Raw genomic sequence first — 22,393 nt, 5'->3', positions numbered from 1 at the left:
GCTGGGCTTCTTGGATCGGAAGGGTTCCGATTAACGTGCGCTGCGGGTGCCGACCACTTCGACTTCCACGCGGCGGTTCGGCTGCTGGCAGGCGATCTGCGACTTGCGGTTGCCCTTGCACGACTTCGGATCAACCTTCAGCTGGCGCTTGCCCTTGCCTTCGGTGTAGACACGGTTGGCTTCAACGCCCTTGCTCACCAGGTAAGCCTTGACCGATTCAGCGCGGCGGATCGACAGGCGATCGTTGTACTTGTCCGAGCCGAACGAGTCGGTGTGGCCAACGGCGATGATGACTTCCAGGGTGATGCCTTGCAGCTTCGAAACCAGGTCGTCCAGCTTGGCCTTGCCTTCGGGCTTCAGCACAGCCTTGTCGAAGTCGAACAGGGTGTCAGCAGCGAAAGTGACCTTCTCGCTCGAGACGACCGGCGGAGCCACCGGAGCCGGTGCCGGTGCCGGTGCGGCCGGTGCCAGGGCGCCGTCGCACAGCGCGTTGGCCGTGGCCGGGGTCCAGGAGCTGTCGCGCCAGCAGAGCTCGTTCGTGCCATTCTTCCACACGTACTCGCTCGTACCGTTGCCCCAGTTGTCGTTCACTGCCTTCTTTTCATAAGGGACGGACTGAGCTTGAGCGGATGCAGCCATTACTGCGGTAGCTGCAACGAGCGCGAGCTTGGCAAATTTTTTCATATTTCTCCTCTCAGGATGAGATCACCGCAGGGTTACTGCGAGCAAATGGACGAAAACAAGTCATACATTCTTCGGAGTATAACATTCTCGATGTGGTGGATGCTCCACTTCGAACAATGTCTGGCTCTTCGCTGGGGAATTGTGCCACAAGGGTCGTTTCCTAAGAAGTAAATATATTCGATTCGCCGCATGGGTTTTGGGCCTGTGGTGTTTGTGCAACATGGGTCTTGTGTCGCCCGCAAAGCCTTGTGGCATCAGGGATTCCGGGTTTCAGTGCGGGCCTCCGCGGGCGCCTGCGCGGCCCCTCTGGAGAGCCGCGGGCAGGGGGTGCCGGCATGTTAGAATGGCACGTTGCCCAGCCGTCAGGCGCTCACCGGCGCCGCGTGCCAAAGGGCCTGTCATTCGCTTAAACCTGCCGCATAAACCACGCCGCAATGGATCCATTCGCAAAAGAAACCCTTCCGGTCTCCCTAGAAGAGGAAATGCGCCGCTCCTACCTGGATTACGCCATGAGCGTGATCGTCGGGCGCGCGCTTCCCGATGTCCGGGATGGCCTGAAACCGGTGCACCGGCGCGTGCTGTTTGCGATGCACGAGCTCAACAACGACTGGAACCGCGCCTACAAGAAGTCGGCCCGTATCGTCGGAGATGTGATTGGTAAGTACCATCCACACGGTGATACTGCAGTCTACGACACTATCGTGCGCATGGCGCAGGACTTCTCGCTGCGCTACATGCTGGTCGATGGCCAGGGGAATTTCGGTTCCGTGGACGGTGATAACGCCGCGGCCATGCGTTATACCGAAATCCGCCTGTCGAAAATCGCCCACGAGATGCTGCATGACATCGACAAGGAAACCGTCGATTTCGACAGCAACTACGACGGCTCTGAAAAAGAGCCTTCGATTCTCCCGGCCCGTATTCCCAATCTGCTAATCAATGGGTCGTCGGGTATTGCGGTGGGCATGGCCACCAATATCCCGCCGCATAACCTGAATGAAATCGTCGATGGTTGCCTGCACCTGTTGCGCAACCCGCAGGCGACCGTGGATGAGCTGATTGAATTGATTCCGGCTCCGGATTTTCCGACCGCCGGGATTATCTATGGCATTCAGGGCGTCCGCGAAGGCTACCGCACCGGCCGCGGCCGCGTCGTGATGCGCGCCAAGACCCACTTCGAGGATATCGACCGCGGCCAGCGCCAGGCCATCATCGTCGATGAGCTGCCGTACCAGGTCAACAAGCGCACGCTGCTGGAGCGCATTGCCGAGCTGGTCACCGAGAAGAAGGTCGAAGGCATCTCGGATATCCGTGACGAGTCGGACAAGTCCGGCATGCGGGTGGTGATCGAGCTCAAGCGCAACGAGGTGCCCGAGGTCGTCCTCAACAACCTATATAAGAACACCCAGCTGCAGGACACGTTCGGCATGAACATGGTGGCGCTGGTCGACCGCCAGCCGCGCCTGCTGAACTTGCGCCAGATGCTGGAGTACTTCCTGGCGCACCGCCGCGAAGTGGTGACCCGCCGCACCGTGTTCGAGCTGCGCAAGGCGCGCGAGCGCGGTCATGTGCTGGAAGGCCTGGCCGTGGCGCTGGCCAACATTGATGAGTTCATTGCGATCATCAAGGCGGCGCCGACGCCCCCCATTGCCAAGCAAGAACTGATGAGCAAGGCATGGGATTCGGCGCTGGTCCGCGAGATGCTGGCTCGCGCGGAAGGGGAAACCCCGGGCGGGCGGGCTTCGTACCGGCCTGACGGGCTGCCCGCCATTTTTGGCATGCAGGCCGATGGCCTCTACCGGCTGTCTGACGGGCAAGCGCAGGAAATCCTGCAAATGCGCCTGCAACGCCTCACCGGGCTCGAACAGGACAAGATCGTCCAGGAATATCGCGACATCATGGCGGAAATTGCCGACCTGCTCGATATCCTGGCGCGCCCGGAGCGTATTACTTCCATCATCGTCGACGAACTGACGTCAATCCGGGCGGAATTTGGGGATGAGCGGCGTTCGCAGATTGAACTGAACGCGACCGAGCTGGATACCGAGGACCTGATCACCCCGCAGGACATGGTGGTCACGCTGTCGCACAGCGGCTATATGAAGAGCCAGCCGATCTCGGAATACCGTGCGCAGAAGCGCGGTGGCCGTGGCAAGCAGGCGGCGGCAACGAAGGAAGACGACTGGATCGATACGCTGTTCGTGGCCAATACCCACGACTACATCCTGTGCTTCTCCAACCGCGGCCGGCTGTACTGGCTGAAGGTCTATGAGGTGCCGCAGGGCTCGCGCAACTCGCGGGGCCGGCCGATCGTCAACATGTTCCCGCTGTCGGAAGGCGAGAAGATCAATGTCATCCTGCCGGTGCGGCAGTTCGACGCCGAGCACTTCATCTTCATGGCCACGGCCCGGGGCACGGTCAAGAAAACGGCGCTGACCGAATTCTCCAACCCGCGCAAGGCCGGCATCATCGCGGTCGACCTCGACGAAGGCGATTACCTGATCGGTGCCGCGGTAACTGATGGCCAGCATGACGTGATGCTGTTCTCCGACGCCGGCAAGGCCGTCCGCTTCGACGAGAACGATGTGCGGCCGATGGGCCGCCAGGCGCGTGGCGTGCGCGGCATGAACCTCGAAGACGGCCAGACCGTGATCGCCATGCTGGTGGCACCGGCCGAGACCGCTGAGGAGGCGGCGGATGCGGGCCTGCGCGGCAGCGTGCTGACCGCGACCGAGAACGGCTACGGCAAGCGCACGCCCATCGCCGAGTACACTCGACATGGCCGTGGCACCAAGGGCATGATTGCGATCCAGACGAGCGAGCGCAACGGCCGTGTGGTGGCTGCTGCACTGGTTTCGCCCGAAGACGAAATCATGCTGATCACCACCGGCGGTGTGCTGATCCGCACGCGTGTGGCCGAAATCCGCGAGATGGGCCGCGCCACGCAGGGTGTCACGCTGATCAACGTGGATGAAGGCACCAAGCTGTCCGGGCTGCAGCGCATCGTGGAAAGCGATGCCGACAACGGCGGCAATGGCGAAGAGCCTGACGAAGCCGAGGGCGCGGAAAGGGCCGAGGGCGCCGAAGGCGCTGCCGGTGCGGACGCCGACGCCAAGCCGTAAGACAAAACGTAAATTGTTGCAACAATAGGACGCCAGCCGGAACTCGCCTCGCGGCTGTCCGACTAAAACGGACGTATTTACCAGGGAGTCACAATGCTCAAAACCTATCGACGTATCGCTGTTCTGGCTGCTTTTGTTCCGACCTTCATGATGGCGCAGCACGCCCACGCCCAGGACGCGGAAAAGACGGCAGCCATCAAGGAACTGCTTTCCGTCATGCAGGCAGACCAGGCTGTGAAGGGCCAGGCAGAGAACTGGCAGCAGGGCGCCAAGCAGGAAGCGCCGCTGGTCCTCGAGCAGGTGCTGGTCGAAAACAAGACCCTGAACGACAAGCAGAAGCAGGCCGCCGTTGAAAAGCTGAAGAAGAACGGCGCGGTCCAGCGCATCGTCGACGGCGCCGGCACGGCATTCAACACCGACGGTTTCCGCAAGGACGCCATCCAGGCGCACTACGATGCCTTCGGCAAGTACTACACCACGCAGGAACTGAAGGACCTGACCACCTTCCTGAAGTCGCCGACCGGCCAGAAGTTCATGGCCAACCAGGGCAAGGCAACCCAGGAAATCTGGGGCTCGATGATGCAGAAGTACGGCCCGCAGGTTGGCAAGTCGATGCGCGACGCCGCCGAGAAGGAAATCACCGCTGCTTCGAAGTGACCCTGGCGTGATCCGCAACGGGTCCGCCGCTGCCCGTCCGATAGCTGTCTGACGGGCGCCGGCTCCGGGGGGCTGCCCCCCAGGGCCCAACGGGCGCGGGTTTGAGGGATAATGGCTGCTTGGGTAACACCGGCAGCCATTTTTCCATTCCCCCCGTCTCATGAACGATCCCCAGAATCCCGCTCTTGCCGGCATGATGCAGCGTGCATTGGCCGAACGCGTCTACAACTTCTCGCCGGGCCCGGCGGCGCTGCCCCCCGAAGTGCTGCAGCAGGCTGCCGAGGAGATGCTGTCCTGGCGCGGGACCGGGGTTTCGGTGATGGAAATGAGCCACCGCAGCCGCGAGTTTGAAGGCATCCACAACCAGGCCATCGCCGACCTGCGCGAGCTGCTGCATATTCCCGCCAACTACCGCGTGCTGTTCCTGCAGGGCGGCGCCATCGGCGAAAACGGCATCGTGCCGCTGAACCTGATGCGCCTGCGCCATGCCGACGCACCCAAGGCCGACTTCGTCATCACCGGCACCTGGTCGGTCAAGACCGAGCAGGAAGCCCGCCGCTATGGCGCGGTCAATATCGCGGCCAGCAGCGAGGCACAGAAATACCATCGCATTCCCGACGTGGCGGACTGGAAGCTGTCGGACGACGCCGGCTACGTGCACCTGTGCACCAACGAGACCATCGTCGGCGTGGAGTTCCAGCAGATTCCCGATATCGGCCAGGTCAAGGGCGAGCGCGTCGTGGTGGCGGATGCTTCCAGCCATATCCTGTCGCGGCCCGTCGACTGGTCGCGCGTGCAGGTGGTCTACGCCGGTGCGCAGAAGAACATCGGCCCGGCCGGTGTCACCATCGTGATCGTGCGCGAGGACCTGATCGGCCATGCCCACCCGCTCTGCCCGTCGGCATTCAACTGGCGCCAGGTGGCCGAGCATAACTCGATGTACAACACGCCGCCGACCTATGCGATCTATATCGCCGGCCTGGTGTTCCAGTGGCTCAAGCGCCAGGGTGGCGTGCCCGCGATCGAACAGCGCAATATCGCCAAGGCGTCGGCGCTGTACGACTACCTCGACCAGAGCGATTTCTATCGCAATGAAATCCACCCCAGCTGCCGCTCGCGCATGAACGTACCGTTCTTCCTGGGCGACGAATCGCGCAACGAGGCGTTCCTGCAGCAAGCGCGGGCCAACGGCCTGGTGCAGCTGAAGGGGCACAAGACCGTGGGCGGCATGCGCGCCAGCATCTACAACGCCATGCCGCTGGAAGGCGTGATGGCGCTGATCGAATTCATGCGCGAGTTCGAGCGGACCTCCGCCTGACGCGCATTCCCGCGGGCGGGCCCGCGCATGCCAGGCACGGCATGCCGGCCCGCGCGGGCAGTTTTCCTGGCCGCCACCCCCGGCGGCCCACCGGATTGATACAACATGACAAGCCAAGACCGCACCCCCGCGCGCGAGGAGACGCCGCCCAATGCGCCGCAGAACGGCGACAGCCACCTGAGTGATGCCGAGCGCAAGCTGTCGGTCGAGCTGGGCCCGCTGCGCGAGCAGATCGATACCGTGGACCGCGAGCTGCTGGCGATGCTGAACCGCCGCGCCAAGCTGGCGCTCGAAGTGGGCGAGGTCAAGAAGAAGTACGGCGCGCCGGTGTTCCGTCCGGAGCGCGAGCTGCAGGTCATCCGCAAGGTGCAGGGCGCCAACCCCGGGCCGCTGCTCGGTGACAGCGTGGCGGCAATCTGGCGTGAGGTGATGTCCGCCTGCCGCGGGCTGGAGAAGCCGTTGGAAGTAGCGTTCCTGGGCCCGGCCGGCACGTTCTCGGAGCAGGCGCTGTACGCGCATTTCGGCCACGAGGTGTCGGGCGTGCCTTGTCCCAGCATCGACGAGGTATTCCGTGCGGTCGAGGCGGGCACGGTCGAATACGGCGTGGTGCCGGTCGAGAATTCCACCGAGGGCGCGGTGTCGCGCACGCTTGACCTGTTCCTGCAGACCTCGCTGAAGATCAGCGGCGAGATCGCACTCAAGGTGCACCACAACCTGATGGCGTCGACGCCTGACATGAAAGGCGTCACGGTGGTGCGCGCGCATGCGCAGGCGCTGGCGCAGTGCCAGCACTGGCTGACCGCCAACTATCCGCACCTCGAGCGCCAGGCGGTGTCGAGCAATGCCGAAGCGGCGCGCATGGCCAGCGAAGACCCTACGGTGGCCGCGATTGCCGCCGAGTCCGCCGCCAACCGCTATCACCTGCACCTGGTACGCACGCACATCCAGGACGATCCGCACAACCGCACGCGCTTTGCCGTGATCGGCCGCTATGAGACCGAGCCGTCAGGCAGCGATCAGACGTCGATGATTCTGTCCGTGCCGAACAAGGCCGGCGCGGTGTACCAGCTGCTGGCGCCGCTGGCCGAGAACGGCGTGTCGATGTGCCGCTTCGAGTCGCGCCCAGCGCGCAGCGGCGCGTGGGAATACTACTTCTACGTCGACGTGGAAGGGCACCAGCATGAACCAGCGGTGGCGCGCGCGATCGAAGACCTGCGCCGCAACGCCGCCTACCTGAAGGTGCTGGGCTCGTATCCGTCGAGCAAGTAAGACAGCCAGGACAGCACAAGGAGACGAGATGGCAGAGCAGGGCAAGCAAGGCGGCGCTACGGTATTCGGGCCGGATTATGTGCGGGCGATTTCGCCATACGTGGCAGGCAAGCCGATTTCCGAAGTGGCGCGCGAGTTCGGCCTGGACGAGGCCGGCATCGTCAAGCTCGCCTCCAACGAGAATCCGCTGGGCATGCCGGAATCGGCCCGCACTGCGGTGGCCGCTGCGGTTGCTGAACTGGGCCGCTATCCCGATGCCAACGGCTTTGCCTTGAAGGGTGCGCTGTCGGCGCGCTTCGGCGTGCCCGCCGACTGGCTGACCCTGGGCAACGGCAGCAACGACATCCTGGAACTGGCCGCGCATGCGCTGGTGGAGCCGGGCCAGTCGATCGTCTATGCCGAGTACTCGTTCGCGGTGTACGCGCTGGCCACGCAGGAGATCGGCGCACGCGCGATCGAAGTGCCCGCGCGCGACTACGGCCACGACCTGGACGCGATGGCCGCGGCGATGGCGCCGGATACGCGCCTGGTCTTTATCGCCAACCCCAACAACCCGACCGGCACCTTCCTGCCGGCCGCGCAGATCGAAGCGTTCCTGCAGCGGGTGCCGAGCCATGTCGTGGTGGTGCTGGACGAGGCCTACAACGAATATCTCGATGCCGACCAGCAATACGATGCGATTGCCTGGGTGCGCCGCTACCCCAACCTGATGGTGTCGCGCACGTTCTCCAAGGCTTACGGTCTGGCGGGGCTGCGCATCGGCTACGCGGTGGCGCAGCCGGAACTGACCGACCTGCTGAACCGCATCCGCCAGCCGTTCAACGTCAACAGCGTAGCGCAGGCCGCGGCAATCGCCGCGTTGGCCGATGCCGACTTCCTGCGCCGCAGCGCGGAACTGAACCGCAGCGGCAAGCGGCAACTGACGCAGGCCTTCGACCGGCTGGGCCTGGAATACGTGCCGTCCTCCGGAAACTTCGTGCTGGTGCGCGTGGGCGACGATGACGGCGCCGGCGCGCGCGTGAACCTGGCGTTGCTGAAACAGGGCGTGATCGTGCGACCGGTGGGCAATTACAACCTGCCGCGCTGGCTGCGCGTGACCATCGGCTTGCCGGAAGAAAACGCGGCGTTCATCGCGGCACTGGAGCGGGCGCTGGCCTGAGCCCGGTCGCTGCAAACGCCGGTGGATTTGCCGCCCATTGATTGACTTCGGTCTGAACCGAACTACTGCCGCTTGCGGCCTGTGATTGTGAGTGCATTGCATTTTTCCCGTGTTGTCATTGTTGGCGTCGGCCTGATCGGCGGCTCGCTAGCGCTGGCGCTCAAGCGCGCCGGCGTGGTGGGCACGGTGGTTGGGGTCGGGCGCTCGGCCGCTTCGCTGCAGAAGGCCCTGGACCTGGGCGTGATCGACGAGGCGGCGACGCTGGCCGATGCCGCCCGCGGCGCCAGTGTGATCGTGCTGTGCGCGCCGGTGGCGCAGAATTTCGCGCTGCTGCACGCGCTGGAGCCGCACTTGCAACCGGGCACCATCGTCACCGACGCCGGCAGCACCAAGTCCGACGTGATCATCGCCGCCAAGACCGCGCTGGGCGACAAGGCCGCGCAGTTCGTGCCCGCCCACCCGATCGCCGGGCGCGAGCTCAACGGCGTCGAGGCCGCCTTGCCGGACCTGTACGAGGGCAAGAAGACCGTGCTGTGCCCGCTGCAGGAAAACGCGCGCGCCGATGTGGCCGCCGTGCGCGCCATGTGGGAAAGCGCCGGCGCGCATTGCCACGTGATGTCGGCGGTGCAGCACGACGCGGTGTTTGCCGCGGTCAGCCATTTGCCGCATGTGCTGTCGTACGCGCTGGTGGCGCAGGTGGCCAACGCCGAGGATGCGGCGCTGAAGCTGGATTTTGCCGGTGGCGGCTTCCGCGACTTCACGCGCATCGCTGCCTCGTCGCCGGAAATGTGGCGCGATATCTGCGTGGCCAACCGCGAGGCGCTACTGCGCGAACTGAATACTTACCAGTCGGTGCTGGCGCACCTGAAGACGCTGATCGAGAAGGGCGACGGCGACGCGCTCGAGCGCATCTTTGCACGTGCCAGCAAGACCCGGCTGGCCTGGGGCGCCGAGCGTGCCGCGGGCAACCATATCGAACCCTGATTGCTTTCGCCAATCGCCTGACCTCGGCGCCCCGGCGCCCACAAAACCCATGGAACACCTGACGCTAGGCCCCCTGACCCGCGCCCACGGCACCGTCCGGCTGCCGGGCTCCAAGAGCATTTCCAACCGGGTGCTGCTGCTGGCCGCGCTGGCCGACGGCGAGACCCGCGTGCGCGACCTGCTCGACTCGGACGACACGCGCGTGATGCTGCAGGCGCTGCGCACGCTTGGCGTGGCCTGGCGGCAAGAGGGCGCGGACTACATCGTCACCGGCGCCGGCGGCAACTTTCCGAACAAGTCCGCCGAGCTGTTCATGGGCAATGCCGGCACCGCGATCCGTCCGCTGACCGCTGCGCTGGCGCTGCAAGGCGGCAGCTACCAGCTCTCCGGGGTGCCGCGCATGCATGAGCGCCCGATTGGCGATCTCGTCGATGGCCTGCGCCAGATCGGCGCGGTGATCGACTACCTGGGTAACGAAGGCTTCCCGCCGCTGCACATCCAGCCGGCAAGCCTGCGCATCGACGCGCCGATCCGCGTCCGCGGCGATGTCTCGAGCCAGTTCCTGACCGCGCTGCTGATGAGCCTGCCGATGGCGAAAACCGCCAGCGGCCGCATCGAGATCGAAGTGGTGGGCGAGCTGATCTCGAAGCCATATATCGAGATCACGCTGAACCTGCTGGCGCGCTTCGGCATCGAGGTGGAGCGGCAGGGCTGGCAGCGCTTCATCCTGCCCGCCGGTGCGGCTTACCGCTCGCCGGGCGAAATCTTTGTCGAGGGCGATGCCTCGTCGGCTTCGTATTTCCTGGCCGCCGGCGCGATCGGCGGGGGCCCGGTGCGGGTGGAAGGCGTCGGCATGGCCAGCATCCAGGGCGACGTCCGCTTTGCCGATGCGCTCAACCGCATGGGTGCCAATGTGATGGCCGGCGACAACTGGATCGAAGTGCGTGGCACGGAGCGCGACGACGGGCGCCTGCACGGCATCGAGCTGGATTGCAACCATATCCCCGATGCGGCCATGACGCTGGCGGTGGCGGCACTGTTTGCCGAAGGCCCCACCACGCTGACCAATATTGCAAGCTGGCGCGTCAAGGAAACCGACCGCATCACGGCGATGGCGACGGAATTGCGCAAGCTGGGTGCCGTCGTCGAAGAGGGCGCCGATTACCTGCGAGTGACGCCGCCGGAACCGTGGCAGACCCCGGCCGAGGGCATTGGCACCTATGATGACCATCGCATGGCGATGTGTTTCTCGCTGGCGGCGTTCGGCCCGTTGCCGGTGCGGATCAATGATCCGGGCTGCGTGGCGAAGACGTTCCCGGATTATTTCAGCGTGTTGGCGGGCGTCACGCGCTGACCAAGGCGGCGCTGTCGCTGGTGTTGGCGGGCGCCGAGGCGGGGTCGCGCGTGCTCCCGGCCTGCCGGCGTTCGCGCTTGTCCCAGTACCGGTCGAAGAAGTAGTGGGCCACGGTATTGATGGCCGGCTCGATAAAGGTGACGGCACCGCTCACGGCCAGGCTGCCGGTCAGCGCATAGGTCACGCTGAACGCGATGCCGAGGTGCATGATGCCGAACGTCAGGGTTTTTGCCATGGTAGATTGCCTCGCGACCAATACTGAGAAGGCGTTGCGCTTGCCGCAGCGCGATGCCATGGTTCAAATGATAATGATTCTCAATAGAATTAACAATCAATCGTTTCACTGGATGTCATAAACAATGACTATTGTCAACGTCATCACCATTGACGGGCCGACCGCCTCCGGCAAGGGCACGGTTGCGCACAAGGTCGCCGACGCGGTGGGCTTCCACCTGCTCGACAGTGGTGCGCTCTACCGCCTGGTGGCGCTGGCCAGTGACCGTGCGGATGTTGACCTGGCCGACATGGACAGCCTGGCGCGGATCGCTTCGCGCCTCGATGTGAAGTTCGGTCCTGATCGGGTCTGGCTGCAAGGCGAGGAGGTGAGCCTGGCGATCCGGGCCGAGGCGATCGGCAACCGTGCCTCCGCCATCGCCGTGCACCAGCCGGTGCGCGACGCGCTGACTCAGCTGCAGCGCAGCTTCCGCAAGCTGCCGGGCCTGGTGGCGGACGGCCGCGACATGGGCACCGTGATCTTTCCGGACGCCCAGCTCAAGGTGTTCCTGACCGCCAGTGTCGAGGCCCGTGCGCGCAGGCGCTATAAACAATTGATTGATAAGGGAATTTCTGCTAATATCGAAGACCTTTTGCGTGACCTCGAGGCGCGCGATGCGCGGGATCGCACCCGTGCCGCCGCGCCGCTGCGTCCCGCCGAGGATGCAAAGCTGCTCGATACCTCCGACATGACGGTGGATCAGGCAGTGGCGCAGGTGCTGGAGTGGTTTGCCGCTGTGCGGCCCGATGCATGAGATGCATGCGGGCGCATCCGTAGAAGCGGCGCGCCCCGACAGCGCCGGATGGCGCCGGCCCGGGCAAGTTCCGGGGCTGGCTTTTGTCAAACCTGACCCCGCTGCACTGGCAGACTGAGCGCGATAGTCGCGCCGGCCAGCGTACTGCGGATTTCACCTTACGTTTATGTCCGACCTGCAAACTAACGAATCCTTTGCCGCACTGTTCGAGGAATCGATCGCCCGCTCCAATATGAAGGCTGGCGAAGTGATCTCCGCTGAAGTCGTGCGCATCGACCACAATTTCGTGGTCGTCAACGCCGGTCTCAAGTCCGAGGCATTTGTGCCGGTGGAGGAGTTCCTGAACGACCAGGGCGAACTCGAAGTGCAGGCCGGCGACTACGTCTCCGTGGCCATCGACGCACTCGAGAACGGCTATGGCGACACCATCCTCTCGCGCGACAAGGCCAAGCGCCTGGCCTCGTGGCTGAACCTCGAGAAGGCACTGGAAGACGGCGAAATCATCTCGGGTACCGTGACCGGCAAGGTCAAGGGCGGCCTGACGGTGATGGTCAACGGCATCCGCGCGTTCCTGCCGGGCTCGCTGGTTGACGTGCGTCCGATCAAGGACACCACCCCGTACGAAGGCAAGACCCTGGAATTCAAGGTCATCAAGCTGGACCGCAAGCGCAACAACGTTGTGCTGTCGCGCCGCGCCGTGGTGGAAGCCACGCTGGGCGAAGAGCGCCAGAAGCTGATGGAAACCCTGAAGGAAGGCGCCATCGTCAACGGTATCGTCAAGAACATCACCGACTACGGTGCGTTCGTTGACCTGGGCGGCATCGACGGCCTGCTGCACATCACCGACCTGGCCTGGCGCCGTGTCCGCCACCCCAGCGAAGTGCTGTCGGTTGGCCAGGAAATCACCGCCAAGATCCTCAAGTTCGACCAGGAAAAGAACCGCGTCTCGCTGGGCGTGAAGCAGCTGGGCGAAGATCCGTGGGTCGGCATCTCGCGCCGCTACCCGCAAGGCACCCGCCTGTTCGGCAAGGTGACCAACCTGACCGACTACGGCGCGTTCGTCGAGATCGAAGCCGGCATCGAAGGCCTGGTGCACGTGTCGGAAATGGACTGGACCAACAAGAACGTGGCCCCGTCCAAGGTGGTCCAGCTGGGCGACGAAGTCGAAGTCATGGTTCTGGATATCGACGAAGACAAGCGTCGTATCAGCCTGGGCATGAAGCAGTGCAAGGCCAATCCTTGGGACGATTTCTCGCGCAACCAGAAGAAGGGCGACAAGCTGAGCGGACAGATCAAGTCGATCACCGACTTCGGCGTGTTCATCGGCCTGCCTGGCGGCATCGACGGCCTGGTGCACCTGTCCGACCTGTCCTGGCAAGAATCCGGCGAAGAGGCCGTGCGCAAGTACAAGAAGGGCGACGAAGTCGAAGCCGTGGTACTGGGCATCGACGTCGACAAGGAACGCATCTCGCTGGGCATCAAGCAGCTGTCGGGCGATCCGTTCAACAACTTCATCTCGGCCAACGACAAGGGTTCGCTGGTTCAGGGCACGATCAAGGCGGTTGACGCCAAGGGTGCCGTGGTCCAGCTGGCCGACGACGTGGAAGGCTACCTGCGTGCATCGGAAATCTCCGCTGACCGCGTGGAAGACGCCCGCAACGTGCTGAAGGAAGGCGAGCAGATCACCGCCCTGGTGGTGAACGTGGACCGCAAGTCGCGCAACATCAACCTGTCGATCAAGGCCAAGGACAGCGCAGAGCAGCAGGAAGCGATGCAGAAGTTCCAGGCCGACACCGGCACGGCTGGCACGACCAACCTCGGCGCCCTGCTGAAGGCCAAGCTCGGCCAGGACAACCAGTAAATCGCAGGCCCCCGCGCTTGCGCGTATGCCCATGACCAAGTCGGAGCTTGTCGAAAAACTGGCTGCCCGCTTCCCCCAGCTGCTGCTGCGGGATGCGGACATCTCGGTGAAAACGATACTCGACGCGATGTCCGAAGCGTTGGCCGACGGCCACCGCATCGAGATCCGTGGATTCGGCAGTTTCGGTCTGAACAAGCGTCCGCCTCGCGTGGGGCGCAATCCCAAGTCCGGCGAGCGGGTGCTGGTGCCTGAAAAACGGGTACCGCACTTCAAGGCGGGCAAGGAATTGCGCGAACGGGTTGACCGCAGCCAGCCGGCGCCTGCGGGCGCCAATGGCAACGGTCATTCCGGTGGCACGGCGCAAGCCCTGCCGGGCAAGATAAGCCAGGGCGCGGCACCCGCCGCGCCGACGGGTTTGCATGAGAGCGGACTGGATTTCATTCGCTCCTGACTGCACCGGGCTGCCTGCCTGTCGCTGTATTGTCAAAAAAAGCGCCCTTTAGGGCGCTTTTTTTATCCATGCGAACTGCCGCGGCACGCGGCATCGTCTGCAAGACCGGTCTTCGACGCCTGCGAGGCGCGAGCCGGGACGCCGTTACTGCCACGTTACCGAATCGGTGAAGTGATTCCGTTACAATGCCGGGGTCTTTGCCGGGCCTTGCACAGGGCGTCCCTAGCCGCTGTCTCTGCGCTTGCCCGCTCCAACGCCAAGCTGCCTCGCCGCCTACCCGCATGAAACTGTTTGCCTGGATCGTCCGCATCGTCGTGTTCGTGCTGCTGTTCGTGCTGGCGCTGCGCAATACCGCAGAAGTCTCGCTGCAGCTGTTCTTCAATGCGGTCTGGCATGCGCCGCTGATCCTGATCCTTTTTGCCGCGTTTGCGCTCGGTGCGGTGGCCGCGCTGGCAGCGGTGGCGCCGGGGCTGATGCGCCAGCGCCTGGAACTGGCGAAGCTGCGCCGGACCGCCGCGGACGCCAGGGTATCAACGGCGGCGCCATCGCCGGCGTCGGCAAGCACCGCCCCGATGCCGCGCGAAGGCAAGTCTCCCTATAACGTAGTCGGCCCGAAAGTCTGATCCATGATGTTCGAAACCTGGTGGCTGCTGGCGCTGCCACTTGTCTTTGGCCTTGGCTGGATGGCGGCGCGCTTCGACGTGCGCCAGCTGATCAGCGAGCAGGGCGCCTTGCCGCGCTCCTACTTCAAGGGACTCAATTTCCTGCTCAACGAGCAGCCCGACCAGGCCATCGACGCCTTTGTCGAAGTCGCCCGGCTGGACCCGGAAACCACCGAACTGCACTTTGCGCTGGGCGCGCTGTTCCGGCGCCGCGGCGAAACCGAGCGCGCCATCCGCGTGCACCAGAACCTGGCCACGCGCCCCGATTTGCCGGAGCCCGAGCGCGAGCATGCGCTGTTTGAACTGGGCGAAGACTACCTGCGGGCGGGCCTGCTGGACCGTGCCGAGGAATCGCTGCGCCGGCTGATGTCGGGCCCCTACGCGGCATCGGCCAAGCGCGTGCTGCTCGAGCTCTATGAGGTGGAAAAGGAGTGGCAGAAGGCGATCGATGCCGCGCGTGAGCTGCAGACGCTCGAGCAGAAGAGCTACAGCCTGCAAATCGCGCAGTTCTGCTGCGAGCTGGCGCAGGACGCGCTGCAGCGCAAGCGCCCGGAAGATGCGGTGAAATGGCTGAACCAGGCCGTGGCCGAGAATCCCGCCAACGTGCGCGCGCCGATCCTGCTGGGCGACGTGGCCGCGGCGGCTGGCGATGCGCGCGCTGCGCTGGGACACTGGCTCGGCATCGAGCAGCAGGACGCATCGTTCCTGCCGCTGGTGGCCGAGCGTGTGGTCAAGGCCTATGCCGCGCTGGACGAGCAAGGCGCAGCGCTGGAATGGCTGCGCGGCCTGCTCAAGGGCAAGCTCGCGCCCGAGGTGCTCGACACTGCGTACAAGGCCGAGCTGGATGTGAATGGTCCCGAAGCCGCGGCCGGCCTGATGCGCGAACAGCTGCGCCGTCAGCCCACGCTGCTGGCGCTGACCAAGTATTTCGAGGCGCAGGCGGCAGTGGCCGCCGCCGCGCCCGCCACGCAAACCGCGGTGGTCGCCGCTGCGGCTGGCCAGGCCGACGGCGCGGATGACGGCGACGAGGCGAAGGAAACCACCGCTATCCGCGACCTGCTGCAACTGCGCACGCGCAACCTGGCGCGCTATACCTGCCGCGAATGCGGTTTCCGCGCCCGGCTCTTCTACTGGCAGTGCCCCGGTTGCAACCGCTGGGAAACCTATGCCCCGCGGCGTTCCGAAACCCTCGGCTGATCCCGCTGGCCGGTGCAACGTTTGAATTGAAGCTATGAAAGTCACCATTATCGGCAGCGGTTACGTAGGTCTGGTCACCGGTGCCTGCCTCGCCGAGCAGGGCAACGACGTGTTCTGCCTGGACCTGGACGAACGGAAGATCGCGTTGCTCAACGCCGGCGGCGTGCCGATCTACGAGCCGGGCCTGCAGGAACTGATCCAGCGCAACCGCGAGGCCGGCCGCCTGACCTTCTCTACGGATGTGGCCGCCAGCGTCGAGCATGCCGACGTGCAGTTCATCGCGGTGGGCACGCCGCCGGACGAGGACGGCTCGGCCGACCTCAAGTACGTGCTGGCGGCGGCGCGCAATATCGGCCGCTACATGACCGGCTTCAAGGTTGTGGTCGACAAGTCGACCGTGCCGGTCGGCACCGGCGACCGCGTCACCGCCGCGATCCGCGAGGAACTGGCCGCGCGCGGTCTGGAAGACCTGCAGTTCTCGGTGGTGTCGAACCCCGAGTTCCTGAAAGAGGGCGCCGCGGTCGAAGACTTCATGCGCCCCGACCGCATCGTGCTGGGTTGCAATGCCGACGCCGCCGGCCGCCACGCGCAGGCCACCATGCGGCAGCTGTATGCGCCGTTCAACCGCCACCACGAGCGCACTTTCTACATGGACGTGCGTTCGGCCGAGTTCACCAAGTACGCTGCCAATTCGATGCTGGCCACGCGCATCTCGTTCATGAACGAGCTCGCCAACCTGGCCGACGAAGTCGGCGCCGATATTGAACTGGTGCGCATGGGCATCGGCTCGGACCCGCGCATCGGCTACAGTTTCCTGTATGCCGGCGCGGGCTATGGCGGCTCGTGCTTCCCCAAGGACGTGCAGGCGCTGATGCGCACCGCCGCCGACCATGGCAAGCCGATGCGCGTGCTCGAGGCGGTGGAATCGGTCAACGGCGCGCAGAAGCGCGTGCTTGGCGAAAAGATCGTGCGCCGCTTCGGCGACGACCTGACCGGCCGCGTCTTTGCGGTCTGGGGCCTGGCGTTCAAGCCCAATACCGACGACATGCGCGAAGCGCCGTCGCGCGTGCTGGCACGCGAGCTGGTCGTGCGCGGAGCGTCGCTGCGCGTGCATGACCCGGTGTCGATGGCCGAGGCGCGCCGGGTGCTGGACGCCGATCTGGCCGACGTGCCGGGGGGGGCGGCGCGCGTGAGCTTCCACCAGCACCAGATGGACGCGCTCGACGGCGCCGATGCGCTGGCGATCGTGACCGAATGGAAGGTGTTCCGCAGCCCGGATTTCGGGCAGATCAAGCGGCGGCTGAAGTCGCCGGTGATCTTTGATGGACGCAATCTGTATGAGCCCGAGGCGATGCGCGAGACCGGCGTGGAATACCACGCCATCGGCCGCCCGACCCGCACGGCAGCGCCGGCGGCGAACGAATGAGGCGCTGGCGGGTCAACCGACTCATCAATCGATAAGCTAACGCGGTGGCCGCTGCCGCCGCGATCTTGCCAAGGATCTTCATGAACAAGACCGTCATTCCGCAGGAGCAGATCCGGCAGTCCCATATCCTGGTGGTCGGCGACATGATGCTGGACCGCTATTGGTTCGGCGACGTCGAGCGCATTTCGCCCGAAGCGCCGGTACCGGTGGTGCAGGTCAAGCGCAGCGACGAGCGCCTGGGCGGCGCCGCCAACGTGGCCCGCAACGCCGCGGCGCTGGGCGCGCGCGTCGGCATGCTGGGCGTGGTCGGCGACGACGAGCCGGCGCGCACGCTCGAGGCATTGCTGGCCGAGAGCCACGTGCAGCCCTACCTGCACCGCGATGCCAAGATCAACACCACCATCAAGCTGCGCGTGGTGGCGCACCAGCAGCAGTTGCTGCGGGTGGATTTCGAGAACACGCCGGCGCACGAAGTGCTGCTCGCGGTACAGGACCGGTTCCAGAGCCTGGTCAACGACTACCAGGTGCTGGTGCTGTCCGACTATGGCAAGGGCGGGCTGACCCATGTCACGCGCATGATCGATGCCGGCCGCGCGGCCGGCCGCAAGGTGCTGGTCGATCCCAAGGGCGACGACTACTCCCGCTATCGCGGCGCTACGCTGATCACCCCCAACCGTGCCGAAATGCGTGCCGTGGTCGGGGCCTGGAAGACCGAGGCCGACCTGACCATCCGCGCGCAGAACCTGCGCCGCGCGCTGCAGCTCGAAGCGCTGCTGCTGACGCGCTCGGAAGAGGGCATGACGCTCTATACCGAAGCCGAAGTGCTGCATGTCTCCGCCCAGGCCCGCGAGGTCTATGATGTATCCGGTGCGGGCGACACCGTGATCGCCACGCTCGCCACCATGATGGGTGCCGGCGTGCCGCTCAAGGAAGCCGTGCAGCATGCCAATCGCGCCGGCGGCATCGTGGTCGGCAAGCTGGGCACCGCCGTCGTCACTTATCCTGAATTGTTCGGCGCTGCTGCCTGAGGCGCGGCGCCCTCTTTTGATCCGACCATGACCATCATCGTCACCGGTGCCGCGGGTTTTATCGGCAGCAATCTCGTCAAGGGCCTGAACGACCGCGGCGAGACCCATGTCATTGCCGTCGACAACCTGACCCGCGCCGACAAGTTCCACAACCTGGTCGACTGCGAGATCTCCGATTACCTGGACAAGCAGGACTTCCTTGCGCGCTTTGCCCGCGGCGAGTTCGGCAAGGTCCGCGCGGTGTTCCATGAAGGCGCGTGCTCCGACACCATGGAGACCGATGGCCGCTACATGATGGAGAACAACTACCGCTACACGCTGTCGCTGATGGAGAGTTGCCTGGAGCAGGGCGCGCAGTTCCTGTATGCGTCGTCGGCGGCCACCTACGGGGCCTCGCAGGTGTTCCGCGAAGACCGCGAGTTCGAGCGTCCGCTCAACGTGTACGGCTATTCCAAGTTCCTGTTCGACCAGATCGTGCGGCGCCGGCTGCCGTCGGCCCTGTCGCAGATCGTCGGCTTCCGCTACTTCAACGTGTACGGCCCGCGCGAAACGCACAAGGGCCGCATGGCCTCGGTGGCATTCCACAACTTCAACCAGTTCCGCGCCGACGGCACGGTGAAGCTGTTCGGCGAATACGGCGGCTATGGTCCGGGCATGCAGAGCCGCGATTTCATCTCGGTCGAGGACGTGGTCAAGGTCAACCTGTACTTCTTCGACCATCCCGAGAAGTCCGGCATCTTCAACCTGGGCACCGGCCGCGCCCAGCCGTTCAACGACATCGCCGCCACCGTGGTCAACACGCTGCGCGAAGCCGAAGGCAAGCCGCCCCTGTCGCTGGACGACCTGGTGCAGGAAGGGCTGGTCGAGTACGTCAAGTTTCCCGACGCGTTGCGTGGCAAGTACCAGTGCTTCACGCAGTCGGATGTGTCCAAACTGCGTGGCGCGGGCTACGGCGAACGCTTCCTGAGCGTCGAGGAAGGCGTGGCGCGCTACTGCCGCTGGCTGCTGGAGCGCAACGGCTGAACGCCCGCAGCATTGCGCCATCCCTGATCCCGGCTGACACGATTTCGTGCGGCCGGTGTCAACTTTTGTTGCCGCATGCGCCGCGCTCGCGACGCGCCCCTATCCTGACCTGACCTCGCCACCTCGGCGGGGGTGGTACCTCAGACCATCCACAGGAAAGGAGAGCCTTCATGGCCATGCATTGGATCCGGCAGCTTGCCCGGCGTTTTTCCCTGATATCCCTCGCGGCAACCCTCTGCCTGCTTGCCGGCGGCACCGCGCGTGCCGCAGTCGACGTCAACACCGCGGACGAGGCGGCGCTGACCTCGGTCAAGGGGGTGGGGCCGGCCACGGCCCGCCACATCGTCGAAGAGCGCAACAAGCGCGGGCCGTACAAGGACGCCGCCGACCTGGCTGAGCGCGTCAGCGGCATCGGGCCGAAGTCCGTGGCCAAGTTGCAGGATGCCGGCCTGACCATCGCCGGCAAGGGCGCGCCCGCTGCCGCGCCCTCCGCTGCGCCGCCGGCCACGCCAGCGCCCGCAAAAGGAGCAAAGGCGGCCGCGGCCGCACCGGCAAAGCCGGCCCGCTAGCCAGATCGCGCTGCCCTGTGCCCGGTCGTGCTGCGGCCGGGTGCGTTGTGGCTGGTATGCGTTGTGCCTGGTACGCGTTGTGCTAAAAATTGCCGGCTTCGCAGCCCCCGTGGCGGCGGAGTATCATGCGGACGCCGCGCAGGCAGGACCTGCCGCGCGGCTGCCGACCGGCATTCCACAACCAAACAACCAGGCACAAGCGCGGCGGCCGCCGATCCGGCGGCCAGCCCGGACCACAGGGAGCAAGACAATATGGCGAATGGCGAGGACGCGGGATTCCTGCCGCAATGGCGGCTCAAGACCGGGGGCGTGATCGGCCCGGATGAGCGGCTGCCCGCGGGGCAGACACTGCTGGCCGGGATCCAGCATGTGGTGGCGATGTTCGGCTCGACCGCCATCGCGCCGATCCTGATGGGCTTCAACCCGAATATCGCCATCCTGTTTTCCGGCATCGGCACGCTGATTTTCTTCCTGTGCGTGCGCGGCCGGGTGCCCAGCTACCTGGGTTCCAGCTTCGCCTTCATTGCCGTGGTGATCGCCGCCACCGGCTATGCCGGCAGCGGCCCCAACCTCAATATCCCGGTGGCGCTAGGCGGCATCATGGCCGCGGGAGCGCTGTACACCGTGATCGGCCTGATCGTGCAGGCGGTGGGCTATGCCTGGGTGGAAAAGCTGATGCCGCCGGTGGTGACCGGCGCCATTGTCGCGGCGATCGGGCTGAACCTGGCGCCGGTGGCGGTCAAGGCGGTCAGCGGGGCGGCGCTGGATACCTGGGTGGGGCTGCTGACCGTGGTCGCGGTGGGGCTGGTCGCGGTACGCGCGCCCGGCATGATCGGACGCCTGCCGGTGCTGATCGGCGGCCTGGCCGGCTATCTTGCCTACTACCTGGGCACCAATGTGATGGGCCTGGGCAAGCCGATCGATTTTTCCGGCGTGGCCGCCGCCAGCTGGTTCGGCCTGCCGGCGTTCACCGCGCCGACCTTCGAACTCAACGCGATGCTGCTGATCGCCCCGGTGGCGATCGTGCTGGTGGCCGAGAACCTCGGCCATATCAAGGCCATCGGCGTGATGACCGGCCGCAACCTGGATCCCTACATCGGCCGCGCCTTTATCGGCGACGGCATCGCCACCATGCTGTCGGCCAGCGGCGGCGGCACCGGCGTGACTACCTATGCCGAAAACATGGGGGTAATGGCGGTCACCCGCATCTATTCGACGCTGATCTTCGTGGTCGCGGCCGCGGTGGCCATCCTGCTGGGCTTCTCGCCCAAGTTCGGCGCCTTGATCCTGACCATCCCGGGGCCGGTGATCGGCGGGCTGACCATTGTCGTGTTCGGCCTGATCGCGGCCACGGCGGGCCGGATCTGGGTGCAGAACAAGGTGGACTTCTCCAGCTCGCGCAACCTGATTACGGTTGGCGCCACGCTGACGGTGGCGGCCGGCGACCTGACGCTGAAGCTGGGCGGCATGACGCTGGGGGGCATCGGCACCGCCACCTTCGGCTGCATCCTGCTGTACCACCTGCTCGGCGAAGGCAACCGCGAAGAAGACTGAGTCACCATACATAAGTGCAGGCAGCAGGCGGGCACAGCGCAAATCCCGCCTGCCGGCGCGGGATAGGGGTCTGGATTACAATGGCCGGCAAATTGGAAGCCCCCCGGCATCCCCCGTTTGCGACCTTCCTCCGCCCCATGGCCTACAAGACAATTGAAGACACCATCGGCAACACGCCGCTGGTCAGACTGCAGCGCATTCCCGGCGCCGCCAACGATGCGCGCGGCAATGTGATCCTCGGCAAGCTCGAAGGCAACAATCCGGCCGGTTCCGTCAAGGACCGTCCGGCAGTGTCGATGATCGCCCGTGCCGAAGCGCGCGGGCGCATCAAGCCGGGCGATACCCTGATCGAAGCGACCTCGGGCAACACCGGCATCGCGCTGGCCATGGCAGCCGCCATCCGCGGCTACAAGATGGTGCTGATCATGCCCGAGGACCTGAGCCTCGAGCGCCGCCAGAGCATGGCGGCTTATGGTGCCGAGATCATCCTGACCCCGGTCAAGGGCGGCATGGAGTATGCGCGTGACCTGGCCGATGCGATGGAGCGCGACGGCAAGGGCGTGATCCTCGACCAGTTCGCCAATCCGGACAACCCGCAGGCGCACTACGAGGGCACCGGCCCCGAGATCTGGCGCGATACCGATGGCCGCATCACCCACTTCGTTTCGGCAATGGGCACCACCGGCACCATCACCGGCGTGTCGCGCTTCCTGAAGGAGCGCAATCCGGAGATCCAGATCGTTGGCGCGCAGCCGGCCGAAGGCTCGCGCATCCCGGGCATCCGCAAGTGGCCGGAAGCCTATCTGCCGAAGATCTACGATCCGAAGTTCATCGACCGCACCGAGCCGGTCAGCCAAAGCGATGCCGAGCACATGGCGCGCCGGATGGCCTCCGAAGAGGGCATTTTCTGCGGCATTTCCGCGGCCGGCGCACTGTGCGTGGCGCTGCGCGTTGCCGAAGAAGTCGAGAACGCCACCATCGTCTTCGTGGTGTGCGACCGCGGCGACCGCTATCTGTCGACCGGCGTGTTTCCGGCCTGATCCGCAG

General features: G+C 65.2%; 20 protein-coding genes. 18 read left to right on the top strand and 2 right to left on the bottom strand.

What is annotated here, in order from left to right:
- Positions 1 to 30: 30 nt before the first annotated feature.
- Positions 31 to 684, bottom strand: coding sequence for an outer membrane protein OmpA (ompA, locus tag E5S69_RS20270; protein WP_010812964.1), 654 nt, complete (start codon positions 682 to 684; stop codon positions 31 to 33).
- Positions 685 to 1,118: 434 nt separating this feature from the next.
- Here ompA and gyrA point away from each other — a divergent pair, with 434 nt between their 5' ends.
- From gyrA to aroA, 7 genes are all read left to right on the top strand, one after another.
- Positions 1,119 to 3,806, top strand: a complete 2,688-nt coding sequence (gyrA, locus tag E5S69_RS20265; RefSeq protein WP_171516416.1) for a DNA gyrase subunit A — start codon at positions 1,119 to 1,121, stop codon at positions 3,804 to 3,806.
- A 93-nt stretch (positions 3,807 to 3,899) separates the two neighbouring features.
- On the top strand, positions 3,900 to 4,463 hold the full coding sequence (locus E5S69_RS20260; RefSeq protein ID WP_171516415.1) for a DUF2059 domain-containing protein: 564 nt from the start codon (positions 3,900 to 3,902) through the stop codon (positions 4,461 to 4,463).
- 160 nt (positions 4,464 to 4,623) lie between these two features.
- A complete protein-coding gene (gene serC / locus E5S69_RS20255; RefSeq protein ID WP_171516414.1) occupies positions 4,624 to 5,781 on the top strand; it encodes a 3-phosphoserine/phosphohydroxythreonine transaminase in 1,158 nt (385 codons plus the stop codon).
- A gap of 105 nt (positions 5,782 to 5,886) precedes the next feature.
- Positions 5,887 to 7,050: a prephenate dehydratase gene (pheA, locus tag E5S69_RS20250; RefSeq protein WP_171516413.1), complete on the top strand. Its 1,164-nt coding sequence runs from the start codon at positions 5,887 to 5,889 to the stop codon at positions 7,048 to 7,050.
- Positions 7,051 to 7,078: 28 nt separating this feature from the next.
- Entirely contained in the window at positions 7,079 to 8,209 is a 1,131-nt protein-coding gene (gene hisC / locus E5S69_RS20245) for a histidinol-phosphate transaminase (protein ID WP_171516412.1), read from the top strand.
- A gap of 87 nt (positions 8,210 to 8,296) precedes the next feature.
- Entirely contained in the window at positions 8,297 to 9,193 is an 897-nt protein-coding gene (locus E5S69_RS20240; protein ID WP_171516411.1) for a prephenate dehydrogenase/arogenate dehydrogenase family protein, read from the top strand.
- A gap of 49 nt (positions 9,194 to 9,242) precedes the next feature.
- On the top strand, positions 9,243 to 10,547 hold the full coding sequence (aroA, locus tag E5S69_RS20235; RefSeq protein WP_171516410.1) for a 3-phosphoshikimate 1-carboxyvinyltransferase: 1,305 nt from the start codon (positions 9,243 to 9,245) through the stop codon (positions 10,545 to 10,547).
- Here the strand turns inward: aroA and E5S69_RS20230 are convergent.
- Positions 10,537 to 10,782, bottom strand: a complete 246-nt coding sequence (locus E5S69_RS20230; protein WP_171516409.1) for a DUF2061 domain-containing protein — start codon at positions 10,780 to 10,782, stop codon at positions 10,537 to 10,539. The two genes, aroA and E5S69_RS20230, sit on opposite strands and share 11 nt — an antisense overlap.
- A 124-nt stretch (positions 10,783 to 10,906) precedes the next feature.
- On the opposite strand from E5S69_RS20230, the gene cmk reads away from it, so the two are divergent.
- The 11 genes from cmk to cysM all read left to right on the top strand — a co-directional run bounded on the left by cmk (position 10,907) and on the right by cysM (position 22,386).
- Complete coding sequence (gene cmk / locus E5S69_RS20225; RefSeq protein WP_171516408.1) at positions 10,907 to 11,575, top strand: (d)CMP kinase; 669 nt, start codon at positions 10,907 to 10,909, stop codon at positions 11,573 to 11,575.
- Positions 11,576 to 11,741: 166 nt separating this feature from the next.
- Complete coding sequence (gene rpsA / locus E5S69_RS20220; protein WP_116382164.1) at positions 11,742 to 13,436, top strand: 30S ribosomal protein S1; 1,695 nt, start codon at positions 11,742 to 11,744, stop codon at positions 13,434 to 13,436.
- Between the two features lie 31 nt (positions 13,437 to 13,467).
- Entirely contained in the window at positions 13,468 to 13,887 is a 420-nt protein-coding gene (locus E5S69_RS20215; protein WP_171516407.1) for an integration host factor subunit beta, read from the top strand.
- Between the two features lie 281 nt (positions 13,888 to 14,168).
- Entirely contained in the window at positions 14,169 to 14,510 is a 342-nt protein-coding gene (locus tag E5S69_RS20210; RefSeq protein WP_171516406.1) for a LapA family protein, read from the top strand.
- Between the two features lie 3 nt (positions 14,511 to 14,513).
- Positions 14,514 to 15,746: a lipopolysaccharide assembly protein LapB gene (gene lapB / locus E5S69_RS20205; protein ID WP_171516405.1), complete on the top strand. Its 1,233-nt coding sequence runs from the start codon at positions 14,514 to 14,516 to the stop codon at positions 15,744 to 15,746.
- Between the two features lie 34 nt (positions 15,747 to 15,780).
- Positions 15,781 to 17,172 carry a UDP-glucose dehydrogenase family protein gene (locus E5S69_RS20200; protein ID WP_171516404.1) on the top strand — a complete coding sequence of 464 codons (1,392 nt, stop codon included), beginning with the start codon at positions 15,781 to 15,783 and terminating at the stop codon, positions 17,170 to 17,172.
- A gap of 80 nt (positions 17,173 to 17,252) precedes the next feature.
- Positions 17,253 to 18,200: a D-glycero-beta-D-manno-heptose-7-phosphate kinase gene (gene rfaE1, locus E5S69_RS20195; RefSeq protein ID WP_171516403.1), complete on the top strand. Its 948-nt coding sequence runs from the start codon at positions 17,253 to 17,255 to the stop codon at positions 18,198 to 18,200.
- Between the two features lie 27 nt (positions 18,201 to 18,227).
- Positions 18,228 to 19,223 carry an ADP-glyceromanno-heptose 6-epimerase gene (gene rfaD, locus E5S69_RS20190; protein ID WP_171516402.1) on the top strand — a complete coding sequence of 332 codons (996 nt, stop codon included), beginning with the start codon at positions 18,228 to 18,230 and terminating at the stop codon, positions 19,221 to 19,223.
- A gap of 170 nt (positions 19,224 to 19,393) precedes the next feature.
- Positions 19,394 to 19,792, top strand: coding sequence for a ComEA family DNA-binding protein (locus E5S69_RS20185; RefSeq protein ID WP_171516401.1), 399 nt, complete (start codon positions 19,394 to 19,396; stop codon positions 19,790 to 19,792).
- 252 nt (positions 19,793 to 20,044) lie between these two features.
- On the top strand, positions 20,045 to 21,346 hold the full coding sequence (locus E5S69_RS20180) for a solute carrier family 23 protein (RefSeq protein ID WP_171516400.1): 1,302 nt from the start codon (positions 20,045 to 20,047) through the stop codon (positions 21,344 to 21,346).
- A gap of 137 nt (positions 21,347 to 21,483) precedes the next feature.
- The gene (cysM, locus tag E5S69_RS20175; protein ID WP_171516399.1) at positions 21,484 to 22,386 is read left to right on the top strand and encodes a cysteine synthase CysM; all 903 of its coding nucleotides are present in this window, start codon (positions 21,484 to 21,486) and stop codon (positions 22,384 to 22,386) included.
- The last annotated feature ends 7 nt before the right edge of the window (positions 22,387 to 22,393 follow it).

The sequence above is a fragment of the Cupriavidus necator genome (assembly GCF_013141915.1).
GTDB classification, from domain to species: domain Bacteria; phylum Pseudomonadota; class Gammaproteobacteria; order Burkholderiales; family Burkholderiaceae; genus Cupriavidus; species Cupriavidus necator_B.
Note: the sequence above shows the minus strand (reverse complement) of the source record. Positions and strands in the feature narration are given on the sequence as shown.